Here is a 25553-nt window from a genome sequence, read left to right on the forward strand (position 1 = left end):
CCCACAATGCGCGACGCGCGCAAAGGCGCCGCAGATCCGTCAGCTTTCAGCTCAACCCACTAATTTCCTACGCGAACTTGCGGAATCGTACACTGTCAGCCCGTCAGCCGCTGCAAAAAGCTGGGCGGCTTGTAGGTCGAGCGGTTCATGACCACCCCGGCGATCCGCCCCCCCACAGCCTCGATCTCGTCGCGCAGGATGACCGGGGCGCTGGCCGCCGTGCTCTCGGCCGCGACCACCAGCACCGTCATATCCACAAAGGGCGCCAGGATGATCGCCATGTCGTTGCGGTCGGCGGCAGGGGCGTCGATGACGATGGTGTCCGCATGGGGCCGCAGCGCCTCCCAGTAGCGGGGCTCTCCGATCGCCTCGACCCGGTGCCCGGACCGCAGCGCCTCCATGTGAAAATGCGTGACCCACAGCCGTCCGCCCAGGCACGATCGCGCCGTCAGCAACCGCGAATCCGGCACCGGCTTGCCGTCGCGCCCCGTCACGCGCGGCGTCACGGCGTAGAAGCTGGATCCGTCAGGCGAGGCCTGCGCCGCCTTGCCGACCTGACCGAACCGATCCGGCTCGGCCGAGACGGTCTCCAGTTGTCCCTGCTGGGCCAGGTCGCCGTCGATCAGCCAGACGGGTTTTCTCGCCCGCACGGCCGCCAGACGCGCAAACTCGCGCGCCACGGTCGAGACGCCCTCGCCGGTCGCGGCCGAGGCGAACTGGATCACGCGCGCGCGATGCGCCGGCGCCGGTCCCAGCGCCGCCCAAAGGCCCGCCATTTCTGAAGTCAGATCGACCATCGAATCGCCAAGGCGCTCCCTAAGCCCTCAGCCTAGCACGGCTTTGGTTACGCCGCCTTGGCGGGCGCGACGGCCAGAACCGGCATGTCCAGAGTCCGGCTCATCGAGGCCGGCGTGGTGAAGCCACGCCGCGTGAAGACCCGCAGCAGGCCGATGCACAAGGCGGTAAAGCCCGCGAACAGGAAGACCGCCGCCAGCAGTGGAATTTTCAGGCTCTTGCCCGTCGACGGCGGCTGGGCGCGTTCGATGACGGTGACATTGTCGGCGCCGGCCGCGACCAGGGCGTTGTCGGCGCGGCTCTGGGTCTCGCGCTGCTGGAACTCGCGGATCGAGGCGCTCAGCACCTCGCGATTGCCGGCCAGGGTCGAGTTCTCGGACTCCAGCGCGGTCAGCCGCGTCTGGCGGGCGCGAATGTCGTTCAGTTGCCGATCCAGGACCGCCAGCCGCGCCGCCAGCGAGTCCCGCTCGGCCCGCGTATTGATCCGCGTCGTCTCCAGCTCGGTCCAGACGGGGTTCGGTCCGGTGCGGACTTCCTTGGCGCCCACGGCCGTGCCGGTCGCGACATAGGCCTGAAGCTGGCTGATCCGGGCCTCGATGTCCTTCACCGGCTGGGCGTCGGGCTGATAGCGCGACAGCAGCTGCTCGCGCTCGGTGCGCAGTTGCAGCACCTGATCCTGGGCCGAAATGTTCAGATCCTGTTGCAGGGCCACTTCCGCCGGCGTGCCCGCCTGCTGCGCGACCAGGGTGTTCAGCCGTTGGGCGGTCTGGTTCAACAGGCTCTGCGTCGACATCCGGTCGGTGAAGATCGTCTGATAGGTCGCCGCCAGCGTCGCCTTGGCCGCTGCGAAATCGCCGATGTCGTTGGACATCAGGAAGTTTTCATAGGCCCGGTCCGCATTGCCCAGCTCGTCCTCGAAAGCGACGCGCTGACTGGCGATGGCCGGCGTCTTGTCCTGAAACACCTCGCGGCGATAGACCAGATACTGTTCGATGATGGTATTCAGCACCCGCGCCGCCTGCTCGGGATCGTCGGCCTTGTAGCTGAGGCGGATCACAGCGCTGCCCGGCGCGGTGGCGATGTCCAGGCTGGTTCCGATCACGCGCCGCGCGGCGGCTTCGGCCTTCTGCGGTCCGACCTTGGGCGCCTCGCCCAGGATGGCGGCGGGGCCCAGGGCCTCGACCACCTTCTGACGCACCGCGCCCGATCCCAGGATGGCGGCTTCGGAGTTGGCGACCTCGTCGCCCTGCGGCGCCTGGCCCCGCTCGGCTGTGCCGACGCGCGGCTGATAGACGTATTCCTGCCCCACCCCGGCGAAGACCGATCCGGTGGCGGTATAGCTCTTCTTCAGCGTCATCGCCGCCGCGAAACCCAAGGCCAGGATCACGACGAAGACCACGATCATCAGCAACAGCTCGCGGAACAGCAGGCCGATGACGTCCAGCACGCCGTAGCGTGGTCTTGCCGTGACGTGTGCCGTGGAACGCATAGAGCGGGCCGAATCCCTTGAAAGGCTTGTTCTCGCCACCCTTCGCCCACCGGCGTTAACCGATGATTACCCATAACCGGCGAGGTTGCCTCAAATCTCCTCGTCGAGGCCGACCGATTCTCATGCTGTCAGATCGCCGCCTGTTCCTGCTGACCCTGGGTTCAGCCTCCCTCGCCGCGTCCTTGGCGGCGTGCGCCAGCGGCCCGCAGCGCGTCGAACGCCCGATGAACGGCGACTATCCCGGCATTCCCTTCGCCGACTGGACGGATCAGGAGCCGGAATATCTGCTCTATCCCGGCGACGAGATCGAGGTGGCCACCCCCACGGCCTCGGAACTGACCCGCACGGTAAGGATCGGCCCGGACGGCCGGATCGCCCTGCCCCTGATCGGATCGGTCATGGCGGCGGATCGCACCCTGCCCCAGCTGCAGCAGGTCGTCTCGGCGGCCTATGCGCCGCAACTGGTGCGGCCTACGGTCGAGTTGACCTTGCGCCAGGCCGGCCCGATCCGTGTCTGGGTCGATGGCGAGGTTCGCACGCCGGGCGTCTTCGAAATGATCGGCGATCTGGACGCCTATCAGGCGGTCATCCAGGCCGGCGGCTTCGCGCCCACGTCACGCCAGGACAGCGTGGCCCTGATCCGTCGTGGTCCGGGCGGGTCGCGCATGATGCGCGTCGTTGACCTGCGTCCGCGTCGCGGCGAGGTCGTTCCCCTGCGCCGGGGCGACATCATCTTCGTGCCGCGTTCGACCCTGGGCGAACTGGCGGCCTTCTTCACCCAGGTGCGCGCCGCCCTGCCCATCGGCTTCAGCTATTCGATCAACGGATCGAACGGCAGCGGCTTCGCACAGTTCTGAACGGGTCGCTTCAGGCGACCAGCTGAACCACGCCCTGGTCGATGTAGCGCCGCGCGGCCTTCTGGGCTTCGGCGATCTCCTCGCGCTCCATCTCCATGCTCATCTCGCGGCGATAGACGCGCGCCTCGATCGAGCCCTTCATGGCCGCCAGGTTGAAGATCATGTGGGCCGACACCCGGTCCATCGGGCAACCGCCCGAACCGGCCGAATACATCATGCCCAGTTTGAACAGGTCGTCGCCGGACATGTCCGGGGTCGGCAGCGGCAGACCGTCTTGCGGGGCCTGCAGGTCGTGCGCCAATTCTTGCGCGGTCATCACCGTATCTCCTGATCGGGCGCCATTCTGGGCCCGCCTCTGAGACGCCATCAAATACCCGTGGTTTGAAGTTAAAGTTAACGGGCGAATGGCCCTTGCGGACTTTTCAGTAAAGCAGGAATGAATACTTCCGGCGGGTTTCAGGCTTCGGAAATCTCTCGGAAATCTTTCGTTTACGACTGCCCGCATCGCCCAGGCGCCCGCCGCGACGCGGCCGTGCAAACCTGACGCGATCGTTCAGCGGGCGTTCAGGCGCGGAATCCGACCTTCAACGTCATTAACGGGTCGGTTCGGCATCTCCGTCGGCGGCCCAGAATGGAGCACGAAGATGAACCGCCTCACCAAGGCCGCCGTCGTCGCCATCGCCCTGTCGACCACGGCCGTGCCGATGCTCGTCCAGGCGCAGGATCGCGACCGCCGCGAATATCGCCAGGATCGCCGCGACGACCGCCGCGATTTCCGTCAGGAACGCCGTAACGATAACCGCGACTGGCGCAACGGCCGCTACGACAACCGCCAGGACTATCGTCAGGACCGCCGCGACGACCGTCGTGACTATCGCGACGAGCGCCGTGACGACCGCCGTGACTGGCGCAACGACCGCTGGGATCGCAACAACAGCAACTGGTGGCGCGGGCGCTCCGACTTCCGTGGCTACAATGGTCCGCGCGCGGGCTACTGGTATGCGCCCAGCTACGGCTACTACCGCGTCGAGCCGCGCTACAGCGGCTATCGCTGGCGCACGGGTGGCTACCTGCCCCACCAGTATCGCAGCTACTATGTGCGCGATCCTTACGTCTACGGCCTTCGCCAAGCCCCCCGCGGCTATCGCTACGTCCACGCCGGCAACGACATCCTGTTGATCGCCGTCGCCAGCGGCCTGATCGCCAGCGTCCTGTCCGGCGTCTACTAGACCGCACGACAGATCGACGTCTCGGACCCCGCAGGCCTTGTCTGCGGGGTTCTGTTTTTCGTGCAGCACCTTGATTGCGAACGTTGTTCAGCCTGGGTTCATCGCCACCGGCCGATAATCGTCTCAAGCCGCCGGAGAACCGGCGTGCAGGAACCAAAGACCATGAAACGCCTCCTGATGGCTTTCACCGCCATCGCCGCCGTCTCCGGCCCGCTCGCGGCGCCCGTTCAGGCCCTGGCTCAGGAACAGCGAGACCAGCCGCGTCGTGAACGCCCGAACCGCGACGCCGACCGTCCGCAGCGTCCCCAGATTTCGCGCGAGAACCGTCCCTCGCGTCCATTCGCCTCGGCCCCGGAACAATCCGAGCGGCCGCTTCCGTCTCGCCCGAGCCGGCCCGAGACCAGCACGGGCCAAGCGGAACGCCCGACAGCCGGCGCACGACCGGAGCGGCCTCAGACCAGCAACGGCCGCCCCAGCGGCTGGACCCGTCCTGACCGTCCGAGCACCGGCGGCCAACGTCCAGAACGGCCCGAAGGCGGCTGGAACCGGCCGGACCGTCCGACCACGGGCGGCCAACGCCCGGACCGTCCCGACACTGTTGGTCAACGCCCCGACCGGCCTGAGGGTGGCTGGAACCGTCCTGATCGCCCCAACACCGGTGGTCAACGCCCCGACCGGCCCGAGGGTGGCTGGAACCGGCCTGACCGCCCCAATACGGGCGGCCAACGCCCCGGCCGTCCTGACGGCGGATGGAACCGTCCTGATCGCCCCAGCACCAGCGGCCAACGCCCGGATCGTCCCGGCAGCGGATGGAACCGGCCCGACCGTCCGAACGCGGGCGGTCAACGCCCCGACCGTCCCGGCTCGGGCTGGAACACCGGCCGCGACCGCGATCGCCAGCATCGCGAGTTCCGCCAGCGCTTCAACGGGGACCGGTGGCGGCGTGACTTCTATCGCAACCACCGCTCGGACTGGTGGAGGAACGACAACCGCTTCAGAGGCTACAGCGGCGTCCGCGCCGGCTTCTATTTCGCGCCGGGCTGGGGCTATTACAGCGTCCCGCGCTCGTATTGGAACCGCACATGGTCGGTCGGCCAGTATCTGCCCGACACCTTCTGGCGCTATCAGTTGAACGACTGGCGCACCTATGGCCTGGGCTATCCGCCCGAGGGCACGCGCTGGGTTTCCGTCGACAACACCATCTATCTGATCGACGAATACGACGGCTATATTGTCGATGTCATCCGTGACGCTTGGCGCTGGTGATCGCCTGACGATTTCGAAGCTTTAGCCCGACGGCCCCCGGCTGTCGGGCTTTTTCGTCCTTCAGCGCGTCTCCGAACGCCCAAACATGGCCCTGCCGTGACCTTGGACGGCTGCGTCGCGACCTCATGCGCGACTGCATCGGCATGTATCCCCGCCCCACACGAACGCATTTGGCCAACTGATTGTCAGACGCTTTCCAACATCCACGCCCCAAAACTACTCCACGGACCGAGGACGAAAAACGGCCTCGTTAGGGTCCGAGCCTGCTTGCCGTTGTCATCCCCGACGACGCCCGAACGCCTTCAAGACGCACTTTCACGCAAAGGATAGTCCTATGAAGATCGCCTTGACCGCCCTGGCCTCCTCGCTGTTGCTGGCCGGCGCCGCGACGGCTCAGCAAGCCCCGACCGCGCCTCCCCCGCCGCCCCCCGTCGATCAACAGAAGCCGCAAGATCCTGCGCCCCCGCCGACGTGGGATCCGAACGCCCCAACGCCGCCCGCGCCGCCGGCTCCCCCGCCCGTCGAGGAACCTGCGCCGCCGCCGCCCCCCGAGCCGACGGAGCCCACCGATCCGGATGCGCCGGTACCGCCGGCTCCCCCCGAACCGCCGACCCCGCCCACGCCCCCGTCGGCCTGAGCCCGGAACTGAAAAGGCCCCGCGGAGCGATCCGCGGGGCCTTTTTAGTTGAACGCGTCGCTCAAGCAGCGAGCGACCGCGTCGCGAGCGTTAGCTACCAGCTATGGGTTTGGGGGCCGCAGCCCCCAAGCATCAAAGACCCAGCTTGGCCTTCAGGATGTCGTTGACCGCCGCCGGATTGGCCTTGCCGCCCGTGGCCTTCATGACCTGACCGACGAACCAGCCCAGGGCCTGAGGCTTCTCGGCGACCGCAGCCGCCTTGTCGGGGTTGGCGGCGATGATCTCCTCCACGGCCTTCTCGATGGCGCCGGTGTCGGTGACCTGTTTCAGGCCGTGCTTCTCGACCACCTCGGCCGGCGAACCCTCGCCGTTCCACACGTGATCGAACACTTCCTTGGCGATCTTGGACGAGATGACGTTCGTCTCGATCAGCTCGACCAGTTGCGCCACATGGGCCGCAGGCAGCGTGTTCTCGCTGAAGTCCTTGTTGTCCGCCGCCAGGCGCGCCGAAACCTCGTTGGTGACCCAGTTGGCGACCAGCTTGGCGTCGCGCCCTTTAGCGGCGGCCTCGAAATAATCCGCCTTGGCCTGTTCCGAGATCAGCACGATGGCGTCGTATTGCGACAGGCCGTAGTCGGCCATCAGACGCTTGCGCTTGTCGTCCGGCAGTTCGGGCAAAGACGCCTTGATCTCGGCGATCCAGGCCTCTTCCAGGTCCAGCGGCAGCAGGTCGGGATCGGGGAAGTAGCGATAGTCCTGCGCCTCTTCCTTGGACCGCATCGAGCGCGTCTCGCCGGCCGTAGGGTCGTACAGGCGCGTCTCCTGAGTGATCGAGCCGCCGTCCTCCAGGATCTCGATCTGGCGGCGCGCCTCATACTGGATGGCTTGGGAGATGAAGCGGAACGAGTTGACGTTCTTGATCTCGCAGCGCGTGCCCAGGAAGCTGAAATCGCCGCTGGCCTTGAACTTCTCGTAGTTGCCCGCACGGCAGACCGAGACGTTCACGTCGGCGCGCAGATTGCCCTTCTCCATGTCGCCGTCGCAGGTGCCCAGATAGATCAGGATGGTCCGGATCTTCTTGACGTAGGCCACCGCCTCTTCCGGCGTGCGCAGGTCGGGGCGAGAGACGATCTCCATCAGCGCCGTGCCGGCCCGGTTCAGGTCGACATAGCTCTCGGTCGGCGACAGGTCGTGGATCAGCTTGCCCGCATCCTGTTCCAGATGCAGCCGCTCGATGCCGACGTTGAAGAAGCTGCCGTCCTCGGCCTCCACCTCGACCACGCCTTCGCCCACGATGGGGTAATAGAGCTGGCTGATCTGATAGCCGGTCGGCAGATCGGGATAGAAGTAGTTCTTTCGGTCGAATTGGCTGCGCTTGTTGATCTGCGCGCGCAGGCCCAGGCCGGTCTTCACCGCCTGTTCGACGCAGTGCTTGTTCAGCGTCGGCAGCATGCCGGGGAAGCCCGCATCCACCAGCGACACCTGCTCGTTCGGCCCCGCGCCGAAGCCGACGGCGGCGCCGGAGAACAGCTTGGCCTTCGACGCCACCTGGGCGTGGATTTCCAGCCCCATGACGATTTCCCAATCGCCGGTGCGGCCCTTGATGGTTTTCGAGTTCGGAACAGTGTCGGTCATGGCTTCGTCCTAGCGCCGTCGTCGGCGGCGAGAAAGGGGGTGTCTTGAGGGTGTCGCGAAATCGCGCTCAACATCGGTCGCCTCAATGGAGAATCCGATGACCAAGACCCTGATCGCCACTGCGGCGGCCGCCCTGCTGCTGGCCGGCGCCGCCTCCGCCCAGACCGCTCCCGCCCCTGCGCCAGAACACGCACATGACGAGCACCACGCTGCGCATCCCACCATCGACAGCCCGATCGAGGCCTTGGTCAACGATCCGGCGACCAAGGCAGTGCTGGAGAAGCACCTGCCCGGCATGGATAAGCATCCCGCCTATGGCCAGTTCAAGGGCATGACCCTTCGCCAGGTCGCGCCCTACTCCCAGGGCAACATCACCGACGAGAAGATCGCGGCGATCGACGCGGATCTGAAGGCGCTTCCGGCGTCTTGATCAATAACGGAGGGCCGGCGATCTCGCCGGCCCTTTTCTTTAATTCACCACCACTGGCCGGGCTTGGCCGTGAAGCCCGCAGCGCGTTCCAGCGCCGCGCCCACTTGGAACACCGTCGCCTCATCCAGGGCCTTGCCGATGACCTGGAGGCCCAGCGGGAGGCCGCCGGCGTCCACGCCGGCAGGGACCGAGATGCCCGGCAGGCCGGCCAGGTTGGTCGTCACGGTGAAGACGTCGTTCAGATACATGGTCAGGGGGTCGATCTGCTTGTCCCCCAGAGCAAAGGCGGCCGACGGGGTCGAGGGGGTCAGGATGGCGTCGACCTGGCCCCAGACATTGTCGAAGTCCTCGGCGATGCGGCGACGGACTTTCAGTGCACGCACATAATAGGCGTCGTAGAAGCCGGCCGACAGCACATAGGCGCCGATGGTCAGACGACGCTGAACCTCCTTGCCGAAGCCCTCGGCGCGCGACGTGGCGTACAGGTCGTCCAGCGAGCTGAACTGATCCGCCCGGTGCCCGAACCGCATCCCGTCGTAACGGGCCAGGTTGGAAGAGGCCTCGGCCGGAGCCACGATATAATAGGTCGGCAGGGCGTATTTGGTATGCGGCAGGCTGATCTCGACGATCTCGCAGCCCGCGTCCTTCAGCCAGGCCACGCCCTGGTCCCACAGGGCCTGGATCTCGGCGGGCATGCCGTCCACGACATATTCGCGCGGCACGCCGATGCGCAGCCCCTTGACCGACTTGCCGACCGATTGGGTCCAGTCGGGCGTCGGGACGTCCAGGCTGGTCGAATCCTTGGCGTCGAACGAGCACATGGATTGCAGCAACAGGGCCGCATCCTCGACCGTCTTGGTGATCGGGCCGGCCTGGTCCAGCGAGGACGCAAAGGCCACCATGCCGAACCGGCTGGCGCGGCCATAGGTGGGCTTGATCCCGACCGTGCCGGTGAAGGCGGCGGGCTGGCGGATCGAACCGCCGGTGTCGGACGCGGTCGCGGCCAGGCACAGGTCGGCGGCGACGGCCGAGGCAGAACCGCCCGACGATCCGCCCGGCGTCAGTTCGGCGTTGGAGTTGGCCGACTTCCACGGGTTCTTGACCGGACCGAAGGCCGAGGTCTCGTTCGACGAACCCATGGCGAACTCGTCCATGTTCAGCTTGCCCAGCATGACCGCCCCGTCGCGCCACAGATTGGCGGTCACGGTCGATTCATAAGGCGGCACGAAGCCGCGCAGCATGTTGGAGCCGGCCGTGGTCTGCACGCCCTCGGTGCAGAACAGGTCCTTGATCCCCAGCGGCGCGCCTTCCAGCACCCCGCCCTCGCCGGCGGCGATGCGGGCGTCGGACGCGCGCGCCATGTCCATGGCCTTGTCCGCCGTCACCTCGACATAGGCGTTCAGTGTCGGATTGGCGGCCTCGATATTGGTCAGGAAGGCCTGGGTGATCTCGGCCGAGGAAAAGTCCTTGGCCTTCAGGCCATCGACGGCGCCCTTGAGGGTCAGTTTGGTCAGGTCGCTCATGACTATTCGACCACCTTGGGCACGACGAAGAAGCCGTCGGCGGACTTCGGGGCGTTGGACAGGACGGCGTCGATCTTGCCGCCGTCAGTGACCACGTCCTCGCGCAGGCGCAGGGGCTGGGCGACGTTCGAGGTCATGGGCCCGACGCCGTCGACATCGACCTCGTTCAGCTGTTCGATCCACTGCAGGATGCCGTTCAGCTCCTGGGCCAGCGGCTCCAGCCGATCCTCGGGGGTCTTGATGCGGGCGAGATGCGCAACCTTGCGCACCGTCGCAGCGTCGATGGCCATGCGGCCCTCCAATGCACGTCGATAAAGGGGTCTAGGGGGCGGGATTAGCGGCACAGGCGCGGATTCACAAGAACGAGGCGGTGTTCGCCTGTACCCAGGTCGCGCCGGGCGCCTTGGCGTGAAAACAGGGTGACAAAGCGCCAAACCTGCCAAATCCACCTCATCGCACCCTCCCGCGTTTACGACCGGACACTATAGCCGCGCCAGGAAGGCCGATGGGTTGGGCACGCAAAATGAGCCTGAAAGCCTTGCCACGCCGTACATCGGCATGATGGACAAATAAATTCCGGGCCTGCCATGTCGCTCCGCCGACACGGTCTGCGCCCCAGCAGGACGAGATGCAGCATGGGCGGCGAGCGCCAAACGTCCGGCCGCATTGGCGCCACAGTCACACGTCTTGCTTTGGTTTCGCGCAACTACAGGGCACGCCATGCTCCTCGCCGCCATCGCAGCCGCCGTCTTGCAGTCTGCCCCCGCGCCCACGCCCTGCACCTATGACAAGGAGGCGATGCTGGCCCTGTCGCCTCAAGCTTTCGATCAGGACATGGAGGGAGGCTGGCGTCCGTTGGGGGCCCGTGAGGAATGTCGCGAGACGGCGGCTGATCTGTTGGCGGCTTATCGCAAAGCACACTGGGGCGACCTGACCCAGAGCGAGCTTCACACCAACTATTGGCACGAGGGACAGGTGAGGGCCTCGCTTGGCCAGACTCAGCCTGCGGTGCGCCTGCTGATGGCCGGTGTGAACCCGGCGTTTCAGACGGACGGATTTCATGACTATGCGCTGGGAACCGTCGCTTTTCTGAACCGTGATCGCGCCGGCCTGGAGGCCGCGCGCACCCGGCTGGCCGCCACGCCGGCGCCGGCGTACTTCGAAGAATCGGCCCGTGCGTTCGGAGAGAAGTACGGCGTGACGCTGAAGTGGCCCATGAACCTGGACGTCCTGGACGGCCTGATCGCCTGTTTCGACAAGCCTTACGACGAGGCCTACAGCCGCGACTGTCGCCCCTGACGCCGCTTCCCGAAGCCACAACCTTTGACTTAGGGCCGCGCCGGTCCTAACCGCAGGCCGTGCCCGTTCTCGACCTCCTCGACCTACCCGCCGCCTGCCCGCCCGACACGCCGTGGATGGGGCTGGATCTGGGCGAGAAGACCATCGGCGTCGCCGTGTCGGACGCCACGCGCCTGATCGCCTCGCCGCTGGAGCTGATCCGCAAGTCCAAGTTCACGCTGGAGGCCGAGCAGTTGTTCAAGCTGATGGCCCATCGCAAGGTCTCGGCCCTGGTGATCGGCCTGCCCGCCAATATGGACGGGACCGAGGGGCCGCGCGCCCAGTCGTGCCGCGCCTTCGCCCGCAATCTGGAGCGTCTGCGGCCCGTCAACATCGCCTTCTGGGACGAGCGGCTATCCACCAGCGCGGTCGAGCGGTTTCTGATCGAGGACCTGGACCTGAACCGCAAGCGCCGGGCCCAGGTCGTGGACCGCACCGCCGCCGCCTGGATTCTGCAAGGGGCGCTGGATCGGGTGCGGGATCAGGCGACCTGGGTTTGACGGCCCTGATCGCCGGCGTCCTGCCGGTCTTTCTGATGATCGCCCTGGGTTATGGGCTGCGAAAATCCGGTTTCCTGCCCGACGAGGCGTGGCGGCCGATCGAGAAGCTGTCGATCAACATCTTCTATCCCAGCTTCCTGATCCCCGCGATCTGGCATGCGGACCTGGCCGGCGGCGGCGCGACCGTCGCGGGCGCGGCGGCGGTCGGGGCGACCCTGATCGTGGCGGCGGCGACCCTGGCGGCCAAGCCGCTGATCACCCTGGACGGCCCGGCCTACACCAGCGTTTTCCAGGGCGTGATCCGCTGGAACAGCTTCGTCTTCGTGCCGGTGATCCAGTCGGTCTATGGCTCGGAGGGCACGGCCATGGCGGCGGTCGCCATCGCCTTCATCATTCCGGTGACCAATATCGCCTGTGTCGCCGTGCTGGCCAAATGGGGGTCGTTGCGACGCGAGCCCTCGGCCCTGGGGCTGGCCAAGTCGATGATCGCCAACCCCATCCTGCTGGCCTGCCTGATCGGCCTGGCGCTGAACCTGTTGCGCGTGCCCCTGATCCCCGGCCTGTCGGATGCGATGGATCTGCTGGGCGCCGCCGCCCTGCCGCTGGGGCTGATCGTCGCCGGGGCGGGGCTTTCGTTTGCCGAGGTCAAGCGCAGCCGCACCACCATCGCCGCCGTGACCCTGGTCAAGTTGGGCGTCATGCCGCCCCTGATGTGGTTCATCGCCTGGGCCCTGGGCGGCGACAGCCTGGCCCAGGGCATCGCCCTGATCTGCGGGGCCGCGCCCGGCTCGGCCGCCTCCTACATCCTGGCGCGCCAGATGGGCGGGGACGCGCCCCTGATCGCCGGGGTCATCGCCCTGACCACCGTGGGCAGCGCCGTGGTCATCCCCATCCTTCTGGCGCTGTTCCATTTCGTCTGACTGACGCCCGACACTGGCGTTCAGACCGAGTCACGCCTATAGCCGCGTCTCGATGACCCAGCCCTCAGACGTCACCGACCAGACCATCCGCGATCGGCTGGTCCCGTTCCCGAAACCCCACTTCCTCGCCGCAGCGGACCTCAATCCGTATGTGACGCCGCAGTTGCTGGACCTCGGCGACGCCTTCGTCGACTTCAATCGCCAGTCTTCCAAGGCCCTGGACCTGCTGCACGGCCGCACGGTCGTGAACCTGTTCTTCGAGAACTCGACCCGCACCAGTTCCTCGTTCGAGATCGCCGCCAAGCGGCTGGGCGCCGATGTCGTGACCATGCCGGTCGGCTCGTCCTCGGTGAAGAAGGGCGAGACCCTGATCGATACGGCGGTGACGCTGAACGCGATGAAGCCGGACATTCTGGTCATCCGCCACTCGGCCTCGGGCGCGGCGGAGCTGCTGAGCCAGAAGGTCGGGTGCGCCGTCGTCAACGCCGGGGACGGTCGCCACGAACACCCGACCCAGGCCCTGCTGGACCTGCTGTCGATGCGCCGCGCGTTCGGCGATGTGACCAGCCTGACCGTCGCCATCTGCGGCGACATCACCCATAGCCGCGTGGCGCGGTCGAACGTCGCCCTGTTGCAGATGATGGGCGCGAGGGTGCGCCTGATCGGCCCGCCGACCCTGGTGCCCGGCGACGCCGACCGCTGGGGCTGCGAGGTGTTCCACGACATGCGCGAGGGGCTGGCTGGCTGCGACGTGGTGATGATGCTGCGGCTTCAGCTGGAGCGGATGGCCGGCGCCTTGGTGCCCTCGACCCGCGAATATTTCCGCTTCTGGGGCCTGGATCGCGAGAAGCTGGCCTGGGCCAAGCCGGACGCCAAGGTCATGCATCCCGGCCCGATGAACCGGGGCGTCGAGATCGATTCCGACGTGGCCGACGACCTGAACGTCTCCCTGATCCAGGATCAGGTCGAGATGGGCGTCGCCGCCCGCATGGCCGTGCTGGCCTCTCTCTCCGCCCGTTGGGGAGACAAGTGATGGACCCCAAAAACATCCGTCACCCTCGGGCTTGTCCCGAGGGCCCACCTGTCCGCCACACGAGCGCCCGCCGCTCAGTCTCCGCCATCCAACAGCCGAGCCGCCTTCGCCGTGGGCCCTCGGGACAAGCCCGAGGGTGACGGAAATGAGTACGATCGCAATCCTCAACGCCCGCCTGCTCGACCCCGCCACGGACTACGACGGTCCCGGCGGCGTACTGATCGCGGACGGCCGCATCGTTCGTGTCGTTCACGGCGCATCGCCCATCGACGCCGATCAGGTGATCGACGCGGACGGCCTGTGCCTCGCGCCCGGCCTGATCGACATTCGGGTGAAGACCGGCGAACCGGGCGCCGAGCCCAAGGAAACGCTGAAGTCCGCCAGCCTGGCCGCCGCGGCCGGGGGCGTGACGACCATCGTCGTCCAGCCCGACACCGACCCCGCCGTCGACGACCCGGCGATGATCGACTTCATCCAGCGGCGCGGCGCCGCTCTGGACCTGGTCAATGTCCGGGCGGCCGGCGCGGCGACCAAGGCCCTGGACGGCCAGCGGATGGCCGAGATCGGCCTGATGGACGAAGCCGGCGCCCTGTATTTCACCGACGGCGACAAGGTCATCGTCAATAGCCGCACCCTGCAACGGGTGATGAGCTACGCCGCCGCCTTCAACGCCCTGATCGCCTGCCGCCCGTCCGATCCCTGGCTGACGGAAGGCGCCGTCGCCGCCTCCGGCGAACTGGCCACGCGTTTGGGCCTGTCCGGCAGCCCGGCCATCGCCGAGCGGATCGGGCTGGAGCGCGACCTGGCCCTGGTCGAACAGACCGGCGCCCGGTTCCTGGTGGATCAGATCTCGACCGAGGGCGCGCTGGAGACCCTGGCCCGGGCCCGCGCCAAGGGGCTGGAGGTCGCCGTCAGCGTCTCGATCAACCACCTGTGCTTCAATGAGGTGGACACCGGCGACTATCGCACCTTCTACCGGCTGGACCCGCCGCTGCGATCCGAGGCGGACCGCCAGGCCCTGATCGAGGCGGTGCGCGAAGGCCTGATCGACGTCATCACCTCGGCCCACGCCCCCGCCCCCGCCGAGGACAAGCGCCGTCCCTTTGCCGAGGCCGCGCCCGGCGCCATCGGCCTGGAAACCCTGCTTCCCGCCGCCCTGACCCTGCACCACGAGGACGGGCTGGACCTGCTGGATGTGCTGCGCCCCCTGACCCAGGGCCCCGCCGCCCTGCTGGGCCTCGACGCCGGCGTCCTGGCCGAAGGCGCGCCCGCCGACCTTGTCCTGTTCGACCTCGGCGCGCCGATCATCGTCGACGCCGACGCCCTGCACTCCAAATCCAAGAACTCCCCGTTCGACGGCCGCAGGCTCCAGGGCAAGGTGATCGGAACCTGGGTCGGTGGTCGTAAGGTTCACTGAACTCAAAAAAACCCGTCACCCTCGGGCTTGTCCCGAGGGCCCACGCCTGACAACACTCCGCTCATGGAACGAGGGCTGGTCGCCGTCTACATCATGACGAATGGCATACGAGGCACTCTGTATGTCGGCGTAACCAGCGATCTGTACAGGCGCGTCAGCGAACATCAGGCAGGCGCAATCCCCGGCTTTACGAAGGATCACGACCTCAAACGCCTCGTCTGGTTCGAGCCTCACGAACGCGTCACAACGGCCATTCAACGCGAGAAATCGATCAAGCGGTATCTTCGCCACTGGAAGTTCAACCTGATCGAGCGGGAAAATCCGAACTGGGACGACCTGTCCCTCGTCTGGAATGCGCCACCGGTCTGGCGGCATGGGCCTGAGTAGAACAGTTGACGCCAGAAACAGCCTAACCGTAGGCCCTCGGGACAAGCCCGAGGGTGACGGATTTCATGTTCTAGGGCCGACTTGCCGCCTCATTCGTCTTCAAGGCTGACCACAGCATAGCTTTGAAGGATTCGCCGATGAAGATGGTCACACTGGGTCTGGCTCTCCTCGCGTTCGGCGGTGCAGCCTGTTCGGAACAGACCGACGCCCAGTCCTCGCCTGCCCCCGACGCCCCGGCCGAGGGCGCGCCCTATGTGCTGACGGGAACCCAGGTCTGGACCGTGCCGGACCCCGTCTCCGGCCGCGACTATCAGGTCTTCGTCAGCCTGCCCGCCAGCTACGAGACCAGCCCCCAGCGTCGCTATACGGTCCTCTACGTCACCGACGCGGACTACGCCTTCCCGATCATCCGCCAGATCGCGCGGCGCGTGAACCTGGACGGCCCCGTGGTCGAGGAGTTCATCCTGGTCGGCCTGTCCTATTCGCGCGGCGACAGCGGCACGGTCAGCCGCAATCGCGACTACACGCCAACCGAAAACGGCCCGCGCAGCGCCAGTTCTCTCGTTCACGGCGGCGGTCCCGCCTATCAGACCTATCTGAAGACCCAGGCCCTTCCCTTCGTCGAGAACCGCTTCCGCGCCGATCCCACGCGTCGCATCCTGCTGGGCCATTCCTACGGCGGCCTGCTGGGCGCGCAGATTCTGTTCACCGACCCCGGCCTGTTTCACGCCTATGTCCTGGGCAGCCCGTCCTTCTGGTACGACAAGCGCCACATCATGGGGATGGAGGCCGACTACGCCCGCACCCACCGCGACCTGCCCGCCGACGTCTTCATGTACATCGGCGGATGGGAAGTCCCCGGTTCAGACCGTCGCAACACGTCAGGCGCAGACATGGTGGCCGATGTCCGCACGATGGAACGCATCCTGAAATCGCGCGCCTATCCCAGTCTGACCATCAGATCGACGGTCCTGGCAGACGAAGATCACCTGACCGTGGCGCCCGTCGGCTTCACCCGCGCCCTGATGACGGTGCTCCCCGCAAAACCTTGAAGATCAGCGCACCCGCTCGCACGTCGCCGCCTTGGCCAGTTCGGCGCCCAGCACCGACTTGACCGCCAGCGGCGTGTCGGTGGCGATGACCGTCACGCCCTGGCGCACCAGTTCGCGGTATTCCGACACGTCGCCGTCGGCGGCGTAGCGGTCGTCGCGGCGCACGCCTTCCCGGCCCAGGGTGCCGAACTGCACCTCGACGCCGGCATCGCGCAGGGCGCGCCATAGGGCCGGCCGTTCCTCGCGCGTCCCGGTCCAGGCCAGGATTTGCGGCGCGTTCAGCCCTTGCAGATCGTCCACGCCGCTCAGCCCGGCCGAGATCATCATCTCCGGCGCCATCGCCGCCACGGCCCGCGCATCGGCCTCGTTATAGGTGATCAGGATAACCCGGTTTGACGCCCGCGAGCGGCGCACCTGATCGATCACCGCCCGCGCCAGATCGACGGTCGTCTCGCCGTCGGCGGGTTTCAGGTCGATGCTGGCGATGCCCCCGACGCGCCCGGCGGCGTCTAGCGCCTCGCCCAGGGTCGGCGGCGCGGCGCGGGTCAGGGCGCCGTTCGACGCCTTCAGCCGCGCCTGTTTCACCTGCGCCAGGGTCAGGTCCGCGACCCGGTCGCGCCCGGTGGTGGTCCGATCCATCGTCTCGTCGTGCATCAGCACCAGATGCCGGTCCTTGGTCAGGACGACGTCCAGTTCCAGGATCGCATTGGGAATGGCCCGTCCGGTCGCCTCGATGGCGGCGATGGAGTTCTCGGGTTGATCCATAGCCGAGACCGCCCGATGCGCCGAGATCGCCACGCCGCCGTCGCGCACGCAGTCGAAATAGGCGGCCAAAGCCGGCCCTGCGGCAGGCGTTGAACCGACAGGCGGCGCGCCGACGCAACCTGCCGTGGAAAGCATCAGGATCACGGCGACGGCGGCGGGGATTCGGGTCATGACAGTCTCCGGCAAGGCGGGCGGACCAGACGCTGCGCCGATCGTCGGGTCAAGAGGTCGGATCGCGCTTGCTCCGCGCCGCGCGCCGACGCATTTTGCCGCAACGACACGCGGGGAGCGAATCAACGTGCAGGATCTGGTGGGCCCCGCGATCGGGACCTTGGCGCTCGTCGCGCTGGGCGGCTATCTGCTCGGCTCGATCCCGTTCGGCGTGGTGATCACGCGCGCGGCCGGCGCCGGCGACGTGCGCAATATCGGCTCGGGCAATATCGGCGCGACCAACGTCCTGCGCACGGGCCGCAAGGATCTGGCCCTGGCCACCCTGCTGCTGGACGCCGGCAAGGGCGCCGTGGCCCTGCTGATCGCGCGCCATCTGTTCGACAGCGAGGTCGCGGGCGCCATCGCCGGCGGCGCGGCCTTCCTGGGCCATCTGTTTCCCGTCTGGCTGGGCTTCAAGGGCGGCAAGGGCGTCGCCACCTTCTATGGCCTGCTGCTCGCCGCCGCCTGGCCCCTGGGCCTGATGGCGGGCGCCGTCTGGCTGATCAGCGCCTTCCTGTTCCGCTATTCCTCGCTGGCGGCACTGATCTCGGCGGCGACCGCGCCGCTGCTGGCCCTGCTGCCGCTCGCTGTGGTCGGCCTGCCGGTGGGCCTGCCCATCCTCTCCCTGACCGTCTTCGCCGCCGTCCTGATCTGGGTGCGTCACCACCAGAACATCGCCCGGCTGCTGAAGGGCGAGGAACCGCGCATCGGGGCCAAGAAGGCGTGAGCCTGAGCCCGGCCGAACGCTTCGCCCGGCTGCGGCTCGCCCGCACCGACCGCATCGGCCCCGTCGCGTTCGCCCAACTCCTCGGCCGCTATGGGTCCGCCGCCGGCGCGCTGGACGCCCTGCCCGATCTGATCCGCAAGTCCGGCGCCGCCTCCACGCCCCCGCCGGTCGAGGCGGTCGAGCGTGAGCTGGCCGCCGGCGACGCCATCGGCGCCCGTCTGCTGGTGCTCGGCGACGCCGACTATCCCGAGCTGCTGGCGGCCCTCGATCCGCCCCCGCCCATCCTGTGGACGCGCGGCCGCGCCGGCCTGCTGAACCAACCCGCCGTCGCCATCGTGGGCGCCCGCATCGCCTCGGCCGGCGGTCAGCGGATCGCGCGCGGCCTGGCGCAACAGCTGGGTCAGGCCGGCCATGTCGTCGTCTCGGGCATGGCGCGCGGCATCGACGCCGCCGCCCACGAAGGAAGCATGGACACCGGGACCGTCGCCGTCCTGGGCGGCGGGGTGAACGACATCTATCCGCCCGAACACGCAGACCTCTACGCCCGCCTGACGGATCAGGGCTGCATCGTTTCCGAAAGCCCCGTCGGCGCCCGCGCCCAGGCTAGAGACTTCCCCCGCCGAAATCGCATCATCTCGGGCCTGTCGCGCGGCGTCGTGGTGGTCGAGGCCGAGATCAGATCCGGCTCCCTGATCACCGCCCGCCTCGCCGCCGAACAGGGCCGCGACGTCTTCGCCGTGCCCGGCTCGCCGCTGGATCCCCGCGCGCGCGGCCCCAACGAGCTGCTGCGTCAGGGCGCCATCTTGTGCGAGGGGATCGAGGACATCGACCGCGCCTTCAACACCCTGCGCACCCTGCGCGAGCCGCCTGCCGATCCGATGCGATTCGACGGCGATATCGACGACGCCCTCCTCGACCGCGTCGCCGCCCTGCTGTCACCGACCCCGACGCCGCGTGACGAGATCGCCCGCGCCCTCAACATCCCCGTCTCCCAGGTCGCCGCCGCCCTGCTGGAACTCAGCCTGACCGGCCGCGCCGACCTGCTGCCCGGCGGGCTGGCGTCCACCTAGACCGGCGGATGCCCCGCCACGCCCGCGACCTGTTCCAGCATCCCCGCCAGCCGCGCGTCTCCCTCGTCGCGCGCCAGCCGGGCCATTTCCAGCGCCATGGCCCCGATGTATTCCCGCGTGGGAAAGGCCGCCGCCTTGATGTCGGATCGGAACTCCGGCGCGCTCGCCGATTGGGGGTGTGCCGTCGCCATGATCGCCTCCGTTGCCAGCCTCACAATCTAACCGCGCTTCATTAAAACACAACTACCTTGGGCTGTAAGACGACAGGTGCGATTGACACACGGCCCCGCTCCAACCACGTTCGCGCCCCTTCCCGAGACCGGACAGATATGAACCTCGTCATCGTCGAGAGCCCCGCAAAGGCCAAGACCATCAATAAGTATCTCGGCCCGGACTACGAAGTCCTGGCCTCCTACGGCCACGTCCGCGACCTGCCGTCGAAGGACGGCTCGGTCCTGCCCGACGACGACTTCTCCATGCATTGGGAGGCCGACGCCAAGGGCGCCAAACGCCTGTCCGAAATCGCCGAGGCCGCCAAGCGCGCCGACCGCGTCATCCTGGCGACCGACCCCGACCGCGAAGGGGAAGCCATCAGCTGGCACGTGCTGGAGGTGCTGAACAAGAAGAAGGTGCTGAAGGACACGCACGTCGAGCGCGTCACCTTCAACGCCATCACCAAGTCCGCCGTCCTCGACGCCATGGCCGCCCCGCGCCAGATCGACATGGAGCTGGTGAACGCCTATCTGGCCCGCCGCGCCCTGGACTACCTCGTCGGCTTCACCCTCTCTCCCGTGCTGTGGCGCAAGCTGCCGGGCGCCCGCTCGGCCGGCCGCGTCCAGTCGGTCGCCCTCCGCATCGTCGTCGATCGCGAGATGGAGATCGAGAAGTTCAAGGCCCAGGAATACTGGTCCGTCGAGGCCGACCTGAACGCCGACAGCCCGCCCTTCACCGCCCGCCTGGTCAAGCATGAGGGCAAGCGAATCCAGCGTCTGGACATCAAGGACGAGGCGACCGCCGCCGCCGCCCGCGCCGCCATCGACGCCGGCGACTTCACCATCAACTCGGTCGAGAAGAAGCCCGTCCGCCGCAACCCGGCCCCGCCCTTCACCACCTCGACCCTGCAACAGGAAGCCTCGCGCAAGTTGGGCTTTTCCGCCCAGCGCACCATGCAGGCGGCGCAGAAACTGTATGAGGGCGTGGACGAGACCGGCGGCCTGATCACCTATATGCGGACCGACGGCGTCCAGACCACGCCCGAGGGCATCGCCCAGGCGCGCGAGGTCATCAGCCAGGCGTTCGGCCCGGCCTTCGTTCCGCAAGAACCCCGCTATTACAAGACCAAGGCCAAGAATGCTCAGGAAGCGCACGAAGCGATCCGGCCGACGAACATCGCCCGCCACCCCGACAGTCTGCGCCTCGAATCCGATCTTCAGCGTCTGTACGAGCTGATCTGGAAACGGATGGTCGCCTCCCAGATGGAGGCGGCCCGGATGGACCGCACCACAGTCGATATCGAGACGCCCGACGGCCTGACCGGCCTGCGTGCGACCGGCCAAGTCGTCACCTTCGACGGCTTCATGGCCGTCTATGAAGAAGGCCGCGACGAAAAGCAGAAGGGCGCGGAAGAGGACGAGAGCGACGACACCAGCCGCCTGCCCGCGCTCAAGGAAGGCGCCAAGGCCAAGGTCGACGCCATCCGCACCGACCAGCATTTCACCGAACCGCCCCCGCGCTATTCGGAAGCCACCCTGGTCAAGAAACTGGAAGAGCTGGGCATCGGCCGCCCCTCGACCTACGCCTCGACCCTGTCCACCCTGCGCGACCGCGAATATGTCCGCGTCGACAAGAACCGCTTCTATCCCGAGGACAAGGGACGGCTGGTCACGGCCTTCCTGGAGCAGTTCTTCCGGAAATGGGTCGAATACGACTTCACCGCCGCGCTGGAGACGCGCCTCGACGAGGTGTCGGCCGGTCAGCTGGACTGGAAGGTGCTGCTGCGCGAGTTCTGGTCGGACTTCCACGCCGCGACCCAGGCCGCCGGCGAACTGCGCACCACCGCCATTCTGGACGCCCTGAACGAAAGCCTCGGCGCCCACATCTTCCCGGCCAAGGAAGACGGCTCCGACCCGCGCGAATGCCCCCTGTGCCACATCGGCCAGCTCAGCCTGAAGACCAGCCGGTTCGGCGCCTTCATCGGCTGCGAACGCTATCCGGACTGCAAATACACCCGCCCCGTCGCCAGCCCGTCGGCTGAAGACGGGTCGGCCGAGAGCGGCGACCGTGAACTGGGCATCGACCCGGAGACGGGCCAGCCGGTGCAGCTGAAGATCGGTCGTTTTGGCCCCTATGTCGAAATCACGCCGCCCGAGGGCGACAAGCCCAAACGCTCGTCCCTGCCCAAGGGCTGGTCGCCCGCCTCCCTGTCGCTGGACCAGGCCCTGCGTCTGCTGGCCCTGCCGCGCGAGGTCGGGGTCCACCCCGAGGACGGCAAGATGATCACGGCGGGCCTGGGCCGTTACGGGCCCTTCGTCCTGCACGCCGGCACCTATGCCAACGTCTCGGACATCGACGAGGTGTTCGAGGTCGGCCTGAACCGCGCCGTCGCCCTGCTGGCCGAGAAGCGCGCCGGTCGTCCCGGTCGCGGCGCCGCCACGGCCCCGCTCAAGGACCTGGGCGCCCACCCGGAGACAGGTGAGCCGATCCACGTCATGGCCGGCCGCTTCGGTCCCTACGTCAAATCCGGCAAGATCAACGCCACCCTGCCCAAGGGTACGGCGCCCGAAGACCTGACCCTGGAAGACGCCCTGCCCCTGCTCGCCGCCAAGGCCGGCGCCGCGCCCAAGAAAAAGGCGCCCGCCGCCAAGAAGGCCGCAGCCCCGAAAAAGGCTGCTGCTGCGAAGAAGCCAGCGGCCAAGAAGGCTCCGGCGAAGAAGGCGCCCGCTAAAAAGACCAAGCCCGCCGAGTAATCCCTTCTCCCCTCGGGGGAGAAGTTGGCTCGCGCAGCGAGACGGATGAGGGGGCTGCCACACGCAGTCTCCCCCTCACCGTACCGAGGCGGACAGAACCCCCTCATCCGAGGCCTGCGGCCCCACCTTCTCCCCCAAGGGGAGAAGGACGCCTGACTCATGGCGCGAATCCCCCCCGCCCCCTATCTTCCTGCCCTCATGCCCATCCGCCGCCTCTCCCCCGAAACCGTCAACCGCATCGCCGCCGGCGAGGTGGTCGAGCGGCCGGCCAGCGCCATCAAGGAACTGGTCGAGAACGCCCTAGACGCGGGCGGGCGCAATATCGAGATCCAGGCGGACGGCGGCGGCCTGTCGCGCATCCTGATCGCCGACGACGGCAAGGGCATCCCCAAGGCCGAACTGCCCCTGGCCATCGAACGCCACGCCACGTCCAAGCTGGAGCCTGACGACGCCGGCGACGTGGACCTGCTGCGCATCCACACCCTGGGCTTCCGGGGCGAGGCCCTGCCCTCGATCGGCTCGGTCGCGCGCCTGTCGATCACCACGCGATCCCGCGAAGAAACCGACGCCTGGGCCATCACGGTCGAGGGCGGCGAGACCCGTCCCCTGGCGCCCGCCCCCTTCCCCGGCCCGCACGGCGCGCGGGTCGAGGTGCGCGACCTCTTCTACGCCACCCCCGCCCGGCTCAAGTTCATGAAGTCCGAGCGGTCCGAGGCCATGGCCATCTCGGAGGAGATCAAGCGTCAGGCCATGGCGCACGAGGCCGTCGCCTTCACCCTGTCGCTGGACGGCAAGGTCACCCTGCGCCTGCCCGCCGAACACCCCGGCGACGAGGGCCGGCTGAAACGCCTGTCCGCCCTCTTGGGCCGCGACTTCGAGGCCAACGCCCTGCTGATCGATCAGGAGCGCGACGGGGTGCGCCTGTCGGGCTACGCCGGCCTGCCCACCTATTCGCGCGGCAATGCGGCGCATCAGTATCTGTTCGTCAACGGCCGCCCGGTGAAGGATCGGCTGCTGCAAGGGGCCCTGCGCGGCGCCTATGCCGACTTCCTGGCCAGGGACCGGCACCCGGCCGCCGTCCTGTTCCTGGACATCGATCCGCTCTATGTCGACGTCAACGTCCACCCTGCCAAGGCCGAGGTCCGGTTCCGCGATCCGGCCCTGGTGCGCGGCCTGATCGTCGGCGCCCTGAGGCACGCCCTGCACGCCGCCGGCCACCGCGCCAGCACCACCGTCGCCGCCGATACGCTGTCCAGCTTCCAGCCCCACACCGGCCTAGGCTCCGGCCCCGCCTACAGCCCCAGCGCCCCCTCGGCCCAGGGCTTCAGCGGCTGGACCGGCTGGTCCCAGCCCGCCGCCGCCGCCCAGATCATCCCCGGCCTCAACGAACGCAGTGCCCGCGTCGAACCCAGCTGGGACGGCCCCTCATGGCCCCAGCAGCCGGCCGCGCGCGACCCGTCCGCTCACGACTCACTACTCACTATTCACCCCACCCCCCAGGACCCCCTCGACTACCCCCTGGGCGCCGCGCGGGGCCAACTGCACGCCAACTATATCGTGGCCCAGACCCACGATGGTTTGGTCATCGTCGATCAGCACGCCGCCCACGAGCGGCTGGTCTATGAGCGGATGAAGGCCCAGATGGCCGAGGGGTCCGTGACCCGCCAGGCCCTGCTGACGCCCGAGGTGGTCGATCTGGACCCCGCCGAGGCCGAACGCGTCGCCTCGCGCGCCGACGAACTGGCCGAGATGGGCCTGATCATCGAGGCCTTCGGCGCCGGCACCGTCCTGGTGCGCGAGACCCCGGCCATGCTGGGCGACACGGATGTCCAGGGCCTGATCCGCGACATCGCCGATGATCTGGCCGAACACGGCCAGGCCCTGTCGCTCAAGGAACGCCTCGCCGCCATCTGCGGCACCATGGCCTGCCACGGCAGCGTCCGCTCCGGCCGCGTCCTCTCGGCCCCCGAGATGAACGCCCTGCTCCGCCAGATGGAAGCCACCCCGCACAGCGGCCAGTGCAACCACGGACGGCCTACGTATGTGGAGCTGAAGCTGCACGATCTGGAGAAGCTGTTCGGGCGGCGGTAATTGCTGCAATGGCGTTGCAGAAAAGTTTTAATATGGGAGCATCGTCGTGACGAACCGCCAAAACTCACAGCTCATAGATCCAGATCCATTTACTATTGCCAGTTTGGCGATGAGCGCGATCAGCGTCGTGTTCGGCGCAGTGCAAGCCTATAAAGCAGTTTGGCCCAATCCAGCTCCGGCGGCCAAGCCTCATCTAAGGCCACATCAGCTTGAGCAGCTATCGCATCTCGAGGGTCACGTTGAGACTCTCGAATCTACAATGAATAAACTTAAGCGCAGCATTGAACGGAATTCACCTGACAGCGACGACCAGTTCTATAACGCGCCGCTTCGCATTGGCGTCACAAACCTAATGCTTCCAGCCCATGGGCTAAATGATCTGACCACTCATTACGCGCAAGCCAACCTGCAAATCGCAGCTATTTTTCGCTGGCTAACTGCAATTCAGATTAATAGCCCAGACTTGGCCTATCGCCTTGGCGAAAGACTGAACGAGCCTCTATCTGGGGTCACTAGTCGAGTTAATGACGCCCTCAAAACAGGTGCTCCAACCCGTGTTGTTCTTGAAGAACTTCGCAGCACTCTAGATGCCTTAGCTCGGGCAATCGAGGCAGAGATCGGTCAACGGGGAAATTGATACTGTTAACAAAGTAGACGTGTATTCTGGGGATATCATGCCCAATAAGCCCTCCATCCTCTTCGTCTGCCTCGGCAACATCTGTCGCTCTCCCCTCGCCGAGGCCGCCCTGCGCGCCGAGGCGGAGCGGCTCCGCCTCGATCTGATCGTCGATTCTGCCGGGACCGGGGACTGGCATGCGGGCGAGCCGCCGGACCCGAGGGCGCAGGCGACGGCGCGGCGGCATGGGGTCGAGATCTCGGGGTTGCGGGCGCGGCAGGTGACGCAGGCCGATTTCCATCGCTTCACCCATGTGGTGGCCCTGGACCACGACAATCTGGACAACCTGCGCCGGATCGCCCCCGCCGACGCGACCGCCGACCTCAGCCTGCTGCTCGACCACGTCCCCGGCCGCGAGGGCCAGGCCGTGACCGACCCCTATTTCGGCGACGACGCCGGGTTCGAGATCACCTGGGCCGAGGTGACGGCCGCCGCGCGCGGCCTGGTCGCCAAACTCTAACACCCTCTCCCGTTGGGAGAGGGCTTGAGCGCCCGAGAGCGCGAGCGATCGGCCTTCGCGCGACCCGAAGGGCGGCGCGA

At 67.4% G+C, this 25553-nt stretch carries 26 protein-coding genes; 18 read left to right on the plus strand and 8 right to left on the minus strand.

Annotation, left to right across the window (positions count from 1 at the left end; genetic code table 11):
- Positions 1–95 precede the first annotated feature (95 nt).
- Together ACP693_RS16820 and ACP693_RS16825 are read right to left on the minus strand one after the other, a co-directional pair.
- Positions 96–797, minus strand: a complete 702-nt coding sequence (locus tag ACP693_RS16820; RefSeq protein ID WP_425984167.1) for a hfsB — start codon at positions 795–797, stop codon at positions 96–98.
- A 47-nt stretch (positions 798–844) separates the two neighbouring features.
- Complete coding sequence (locus ACP693_RS16825) at positions 845–2284, minus strand: GumC family protein (protein WP_426016520.1); 1440 nt, start codon at positions 2282–2284, stop codon at positions 845–847.
- 122 nt (positions 2285–2406) lie between these two features.
- Here ACP693_RS16825 and ACP693_RS16830 point away from each other — a divergent pair, with 122 nt between their 5' ends.
- Entirely contained in the window at positions 2407–3141 is a 735-nt protein-coding gene (locus ACP693_RS16830; protein ID WP_426016518.1) for a polysaccharide biosynthesis/export family protein, read from the plus strand.
- Between the two features lie 10 nt (positions 3142–3151).
- Here the strand turns inward: ACP693_RS16830 and ACP693_RS16835 are convergent, their stop codons facing one another.
- A complete protein-coding gene (locus tag ACP693_RS16835; RefSeq protein WP_135195394.1) occupies positions 3152–3457 on the minus strand; it encodes a sel1 repeat family protein in 306 nt (101 codons plus the stop codon).
- 328 nt (positions 3458–3785) lie between these two features.
- Here ACP693_RS16835 and ACP693_RS16840 point away from each other — a divergent pair, with 328 nt between their 5' ends.
- The 3 genes from ACP693_RS16840 (at position 3786) to ACP693_RS16850 (ending at position 6273) form a co-directional block, all read left to right on the plus strand.
- Entirely contained in the window at positions 3786–4370 is a 585-nt protein-coding gene (locus ACP693_RS16840; RefSeq protein WP_426016516.1) for an RcnB family protein, read from the plus strand.
- 162 nt (positions 4371–4532) lie between these two features.
- Positions 4533–5636, plus strand: a complete 1104-nt coding sequence (locus ACP693_RS16845) for an RcnB family protein (RefSeq protein WP_426016514.1) — start codon at positions 4533–4535, stop codon at positions 5634–5636.
- 334 nt (positions 5637–5970) lie between these two features.
- The gene (locus ACP693_RS16850; protein ID WP_426016513.1) at positions 5971–6273 is read left to right on the plus strand and encodes a hypothetical protein; all 303 of its coding nucleotides are present in this window, start codon (positions 5971–5973) and stop codon (positions 6271–6273) included.
- Positions 6274–6405: 132 nt separating this feature from the next.
- Here the strand turns inward: ACP693_RS16850 and gatB are convergent, their stop codons facing one another.
- Positions 6406–7908 (minus strand): Asp-tRNA(Asn)/Glu-tRNA(Gln) amidotransferase subunit GatB, encoded by a 1503-nt coding sequence (gatB, locus tag ACP693_RS16855; protein WP_426016511.1) that lies wholly within the window; start codon positions 7906–7908, stop codon positions 6406–6408.
- A 97-nt stretch (positions 7909–8005) separates the two neighbouring features.
- Here gatB and ACP693_RS16860 point away from each other — a divergent pair, with 97 nt between their 5' ends.
- A complete protein-coding gene (locus ACP693_RS16860) occupies positions 8006–8338 on the plus strand; it encodes a hypothetical protein (RefSeq protein WP_426016509.1) in 333 nt (110 codons plus the stop codon).
- Between the two features lie 44 nt (positions 8339–8382).
- Here ACP693_RS16860 and gatA read toward each other — a convergent pair whose 3' ends face one another.
- Both gatA and gatC read right to left on the minus strand, forming a co-directional pair.
- Positions 8383–9861 (minus strand): Asp-tRNA(Asn)/Glu-tRNA(Gln) amidotransferase subunit GatA, encoded by a 1479-nt coding sequence (gatA, locus tag ACP693_RS16865; RefSeq protein WP_426016507.1) that lies wholly within the window; start codon positions 9859–9861, stop codon positions 8383–8385.
- A 2-nt stretch (positions 9862–9863) separates the two neighbouring features.
- Positions 9864–10151 (minus strand): Asp-tRNA(Asn)/Glu-tRNA(Gln) amidotransferase subunit GatC, encoded by a 288-nt coding sequence (gene gatC / locus ACP693_RS16870; RefSeq protein WP_426016505.1) that lies wholly within the window; start codon positions 10149–10151, stop codon positions 9864–9866.
- 430 nt (positions 10152–10581) lie between these two features.
- Here gatC and ACP693_RS16875 point away from each other — a divergent pair, with 430 nt between their 5' ends.
- From ACP693_RS16875 to ACP693_RS16905, 7 genes are all read left to right on the plus strand, one after another.
- Positions 10582–11160 (plus strand): hypothetical protein, encoded by a 579-nt coding sequence (locus tag ACP693_RS16875; protein ID WP_426016503.1) that lies wholly within the window; start codon positions 10582–10584, stop codon positions 11158–11160.
- A 59-nt stretch (positions 11161–11219) separates the two neighbouring features.
- Positions 11220–11699 carry a Holliday junction resolvase RuvX gene (gene ruvX / locus ACP693_RS16880; protein WP_183195670.1) on the plus strand — a complete coding sequence of 160 codons (480 nt, stop codon included), beginning with the start codon at positions 11220–11222 and terminating at the stop codon, positions 11697–11699.
- Positions 11696–12619 carry an AEC family transporter gene (locus ACP693_RS16885; RefSeq protein ID WP_426016501.1) on the plus strand — a complete coding sequence of 308 codons (924 nt, stop codon included), beginning with the start codon at positions 11696–11698 and terminating at the stop codon, positions 12617–12619. The genes ruvX and ACP693_RS16885 overlap by 4 nt, the downstream gene beginning before the upstream one ends.
- A gap of 52 nt (positions 12620–12671) precedes the next feature.
- Complete coding sequence (locus ACP693_RS16890; protein ID WP_426016499.1) at positions 12672–13652, plus strand: aspartate carbamoyltransferase catalytic subunit; 981 nt, start codon at positions 12672–12674, stop codon at positions 13650–13652.
- Between the two features lie 145 nt (positions 13653–13797).
- Positions 13798–15069, plus strand: coding sequence for a dihydroorotase (gene pyrC, locus ACP693_RS16895; RefSeq protein ID WP_426016498.1), 1272 nt, complete (start codon positions 13798–13800; stop codon positions 15067–15069).
- Between the two features lie 63 nt (positions 15070–15132).
- A complete protein-coding gene (locus ACP693_RS16900; protein WP_426016496.1) occupies positions 15133–15456 on the plus strand; it encodes a GIY-YIG nuclease family protein in 324 nt (107 codons plus the stop codon).
- Between the two features lie 137 nt (positions 15457–15593).
- Positions 15594–16508, plus strand: coding sequence for an alpha/beta hydrolase (locus tag ACP693_RS16905; RefSeq protein ID WP_426016494.1), 915 nt, complete (start codon positions 15594–15596; stop codon positions 16506–16508).
- 3 nt (positions 16509–16511) lie between these two features.
- On the opposite strand, the gene ACP693_RS16910 is transcribed toward ACP693_RS16905, so the two are convergent.
- Positions 16512–17444, minus strand: a complete 933-nt coding sequence (locus ACP693_RS16910; RefSeq protein WP_426016492.1) for a glycerophosphodiester phosphodiesterase family protein — start codon at positions 17442–17444, stop codon at positions 16512–16514.
- Between the two features lie 127 nt (positions 17445–17571).
- On the opposite strand from ACP693_RS16910, the gene plsY reads away from it, so the two are divergent.
- Both plsY and dprA read left to right on the plus strand, forming a co-directional pair.
- Positions 17572–18210, plus strand: a complete 639-nt coding sequence (gene plsY, locus ACP693_RS16915; protein WP_426016490.1) for a glycerol-3-phosphate 1-O-acyltransferase PlsY — start codon at positions 17572–17574, stop codon at positions 18208–18210.
- A complete protein-coding gene (gene dprA / locus ACP693_RS16920) occupies positions 18207–19280 on the plus strand; it encodes a DNA-processing protein DprA (protein WP_426016488.1) in 1074 nt (357 codons plus the stop codon). The genes plsY and dprA overlap by 4 nt, the downstream gene beginning before the upstream one ends.
- Here dprA and ACP693_RS16925 read toward each other — a convergent pair.
- Complete coding sequence (locus ACP693_RS16925; protein ID WP_426016486.1) at positions 19277–19471, minus strand: hypothetical protein; 195 nt, start codon at positions 19469–19471, stop codon at positions 19277–19279. The genes dprA and ACP693_RS16925 overlap by 4 nt on opposite strands.
- Before the next feature lie 138 nt (positions 19472–19609).
- Between ACP693_RS16925 and topA the strand changes: the two genes are divergently transcribed.
- The 4 genes from topA to ACP693_RS16945 all read left to right on the plus strand — a co-directional run bounded on the left by topA (position 19610) and on the right by ACP693_RS16945 (position 25473).
- Positions 19610–22246 (plus strand): type I DNA topoisomerase, encoded by a 2637-nt coding sequence (gene topA, locus ACP693_RS16930; protein WP_426016484.1) that lies wholly within the window; start codon positions 19610–19612, stop codon positions 22244–22246.
- Positions 22247–22444: 198 nt separating this feature from the next.
- Entirely contained in the window at positions 22445–24337 is a 1893-nt protein-coding gene (gene mutL / locus ACP693_RS16935) for a DNA mismatch repair endonuclease MutL (RefSeq protein WP_426019562.1), read from the plus strand.
- Between the two features lie 46 nt (positions 24338–24383).
- The gene (locus ACP693_RS16940) at positions 24384–24974 is read left to right on the plus strand and encodes a hypothetical protein (protein ID WP_426016482.1); all 591 of its coding nucleotides are present in this window, start codon (positions 24384–24386) and stop codon (positions 24972–24974) included.
- A gap of 37 nt (positions 24975–25011) precedes the next feature.
- The gene (locus tag ACP693_RS16945) at positions 25012–25473 is read left to right on the plus strand and encodes a low molecular weight protein-tyrosine-phosphatase (protein WP_426016480.1); all 462 of its coding nucleotides are present in this window, start codon (positions 25012–25014) and stop codon (positions 25471–25473) included.
- Positions 25474–25553: the final 80 nt, after the last annotated feature.

Source organism: Brevundimonas sp. TWP1-3, from assembly GCF_049896085.1.
In the GTDB taxonomy this organism is placed as follows: Bacteria; Pseudomonadota; Alphaproteobacteria; order Caulobacterales; family Caulobacteraceae; genus Brevundimonas.

Coding starts and splice junctions, on each gene's coding strand:
- ACP693_RS16820 (WP_425984167.1), bottom strand. CDS start 797: ATGGTCGATCTGACTTCAGAAATGGCGGGCCTTTGGGCGGCGCTGGGA.
- ACP693_RS16825 (WP_426016520.1), bottom strand. CDS start 2,284: ATGCGTTCCACGGCACACGTCACGGCAAGACCACGCTACGGCGTGCTG.
- ACP693_RS16830 (WP_426016518.1), top strand. CDS start 2,407: ATGCTGTCAGATCGCCGCCTGTTCCTGCTGACCCTGGGTTCAGCCTCC.
- ACP693_RS16835 (WP_135195394.1), bottom strand. CDS start 3,457: ATGACCGCGCAAGAATTGGCGCACGACCTGCAGGCCCCGCAAGACGGT.
- ACP693_RS16840 (WP_426016516.1), top strand. CDS start 3,786: ATGAACCGCCTCACCAAGGCCGCCGTCGTCGCCATCGCCCTGTCGACC.
- ACP693_RS16845 (WP_426016514.1), top strand. CDS start 4,533: ATGAAACGCCTCCTGATGGCTTTCACCGCCATCGCCGCCGTCTCCGGC.
- ACP693_RS16850 (WP_426016513.1), top strand. CDS start 5,971: ATGAAGATCGCCTTGACCGCCCTGGCCTCCTCGCTGTTGCTGGCCGGC.
- gatB (WP_426016511.1), bottom strand. CDS start 7,908: ATGACCGACACTGTTCCGAACTCGAAAACCATCAAGGGCCGCACCGGC.
- ACP693_RS16860 (WP_426016509.1), top strand. CDS start 8,006: ATGACCAAGACCCTGATCGCCACTGCGGCGGCCGCCCTGCTGCTGGCC.
- gatA (WP_426016507.1), bottom strand. CDS start 9,861: ATGAGCGACCTGACCAAACTGACCCTCAAGGGCGCCGTCGATGGCCTG.
- gatC (WP_426016505.1), bottom strand. CDS start 10,151: ATGGCCATCGACGCTGCGACGGTGCGCAAGGTTGCGCATCTCGCCCGC.
- ACP693_RS16875 (WP_426016503.1), top strand. CDS start 10,582: ATGCTCCTCGCCGCCATCGCAGCCGCCGTCTTGCAGTCTGCCCCCGCG.
- ACP693_RS16890 (WP_426016499.1), top strand. CDS start 12,672: ATGACCCAGCCCTCAGACGTCACCGACCAGACCATCCGCGATCGGCTG.
- pyrC (WP_426016498.1), top strand. CDS start 13,798: ATGAGTACGATCGCAATCCTCAACGCCCGCCTGCTCGACCCCGCCACG.
- ACP693_RS16900 (WP_426016496.1), top strand. CDS start 15,133: ATGGAACGAGGGCTGGTCGCCGTCTACATCATGACGAATGGCATACGA.
- ACP693_RS16905 (WP_426016494.1), top strand. CDS start 15,594: ATGAAGATGGTCACACTGGGTCTGGCTCTCCTCGCGTTCGGCGGTGCA.
- ACP693_RS16910 (WP_426016492.1), bottom strand. CDS start 17,444: ATGACCCGAATCCCCGCCGCCGTCGCCGTGATCCTGATGCTTTCCACG.
- ACP693_RS16925 (WP_426016486.1), bottom strand. CDS start 19,471: ATGGCGACGGCACACCCCCAATCGGCGAGCGCGCCGGAGTTCCGATCC.
- topA (WP_426016484.1), top strand. CDS start 19,610: ATGAACCTCGTCATCGTCGAGAGCCCCGCAAAGGCCAAGACCATCAAT.
- mutL (WP_426019562.1), top strand. CDS start 22,445: ATGCCCATCCGCCGCCTCTCCCCCGAAACCGTCAACCGCATCGCCGCC.
- ACP693_RS16945 (WP_426016480.1), top strand. CDS start 25,012: ATGCCCAATAAGCCCTCCATCCTCTTCGTCTGCCTCGGCAACATCTGT.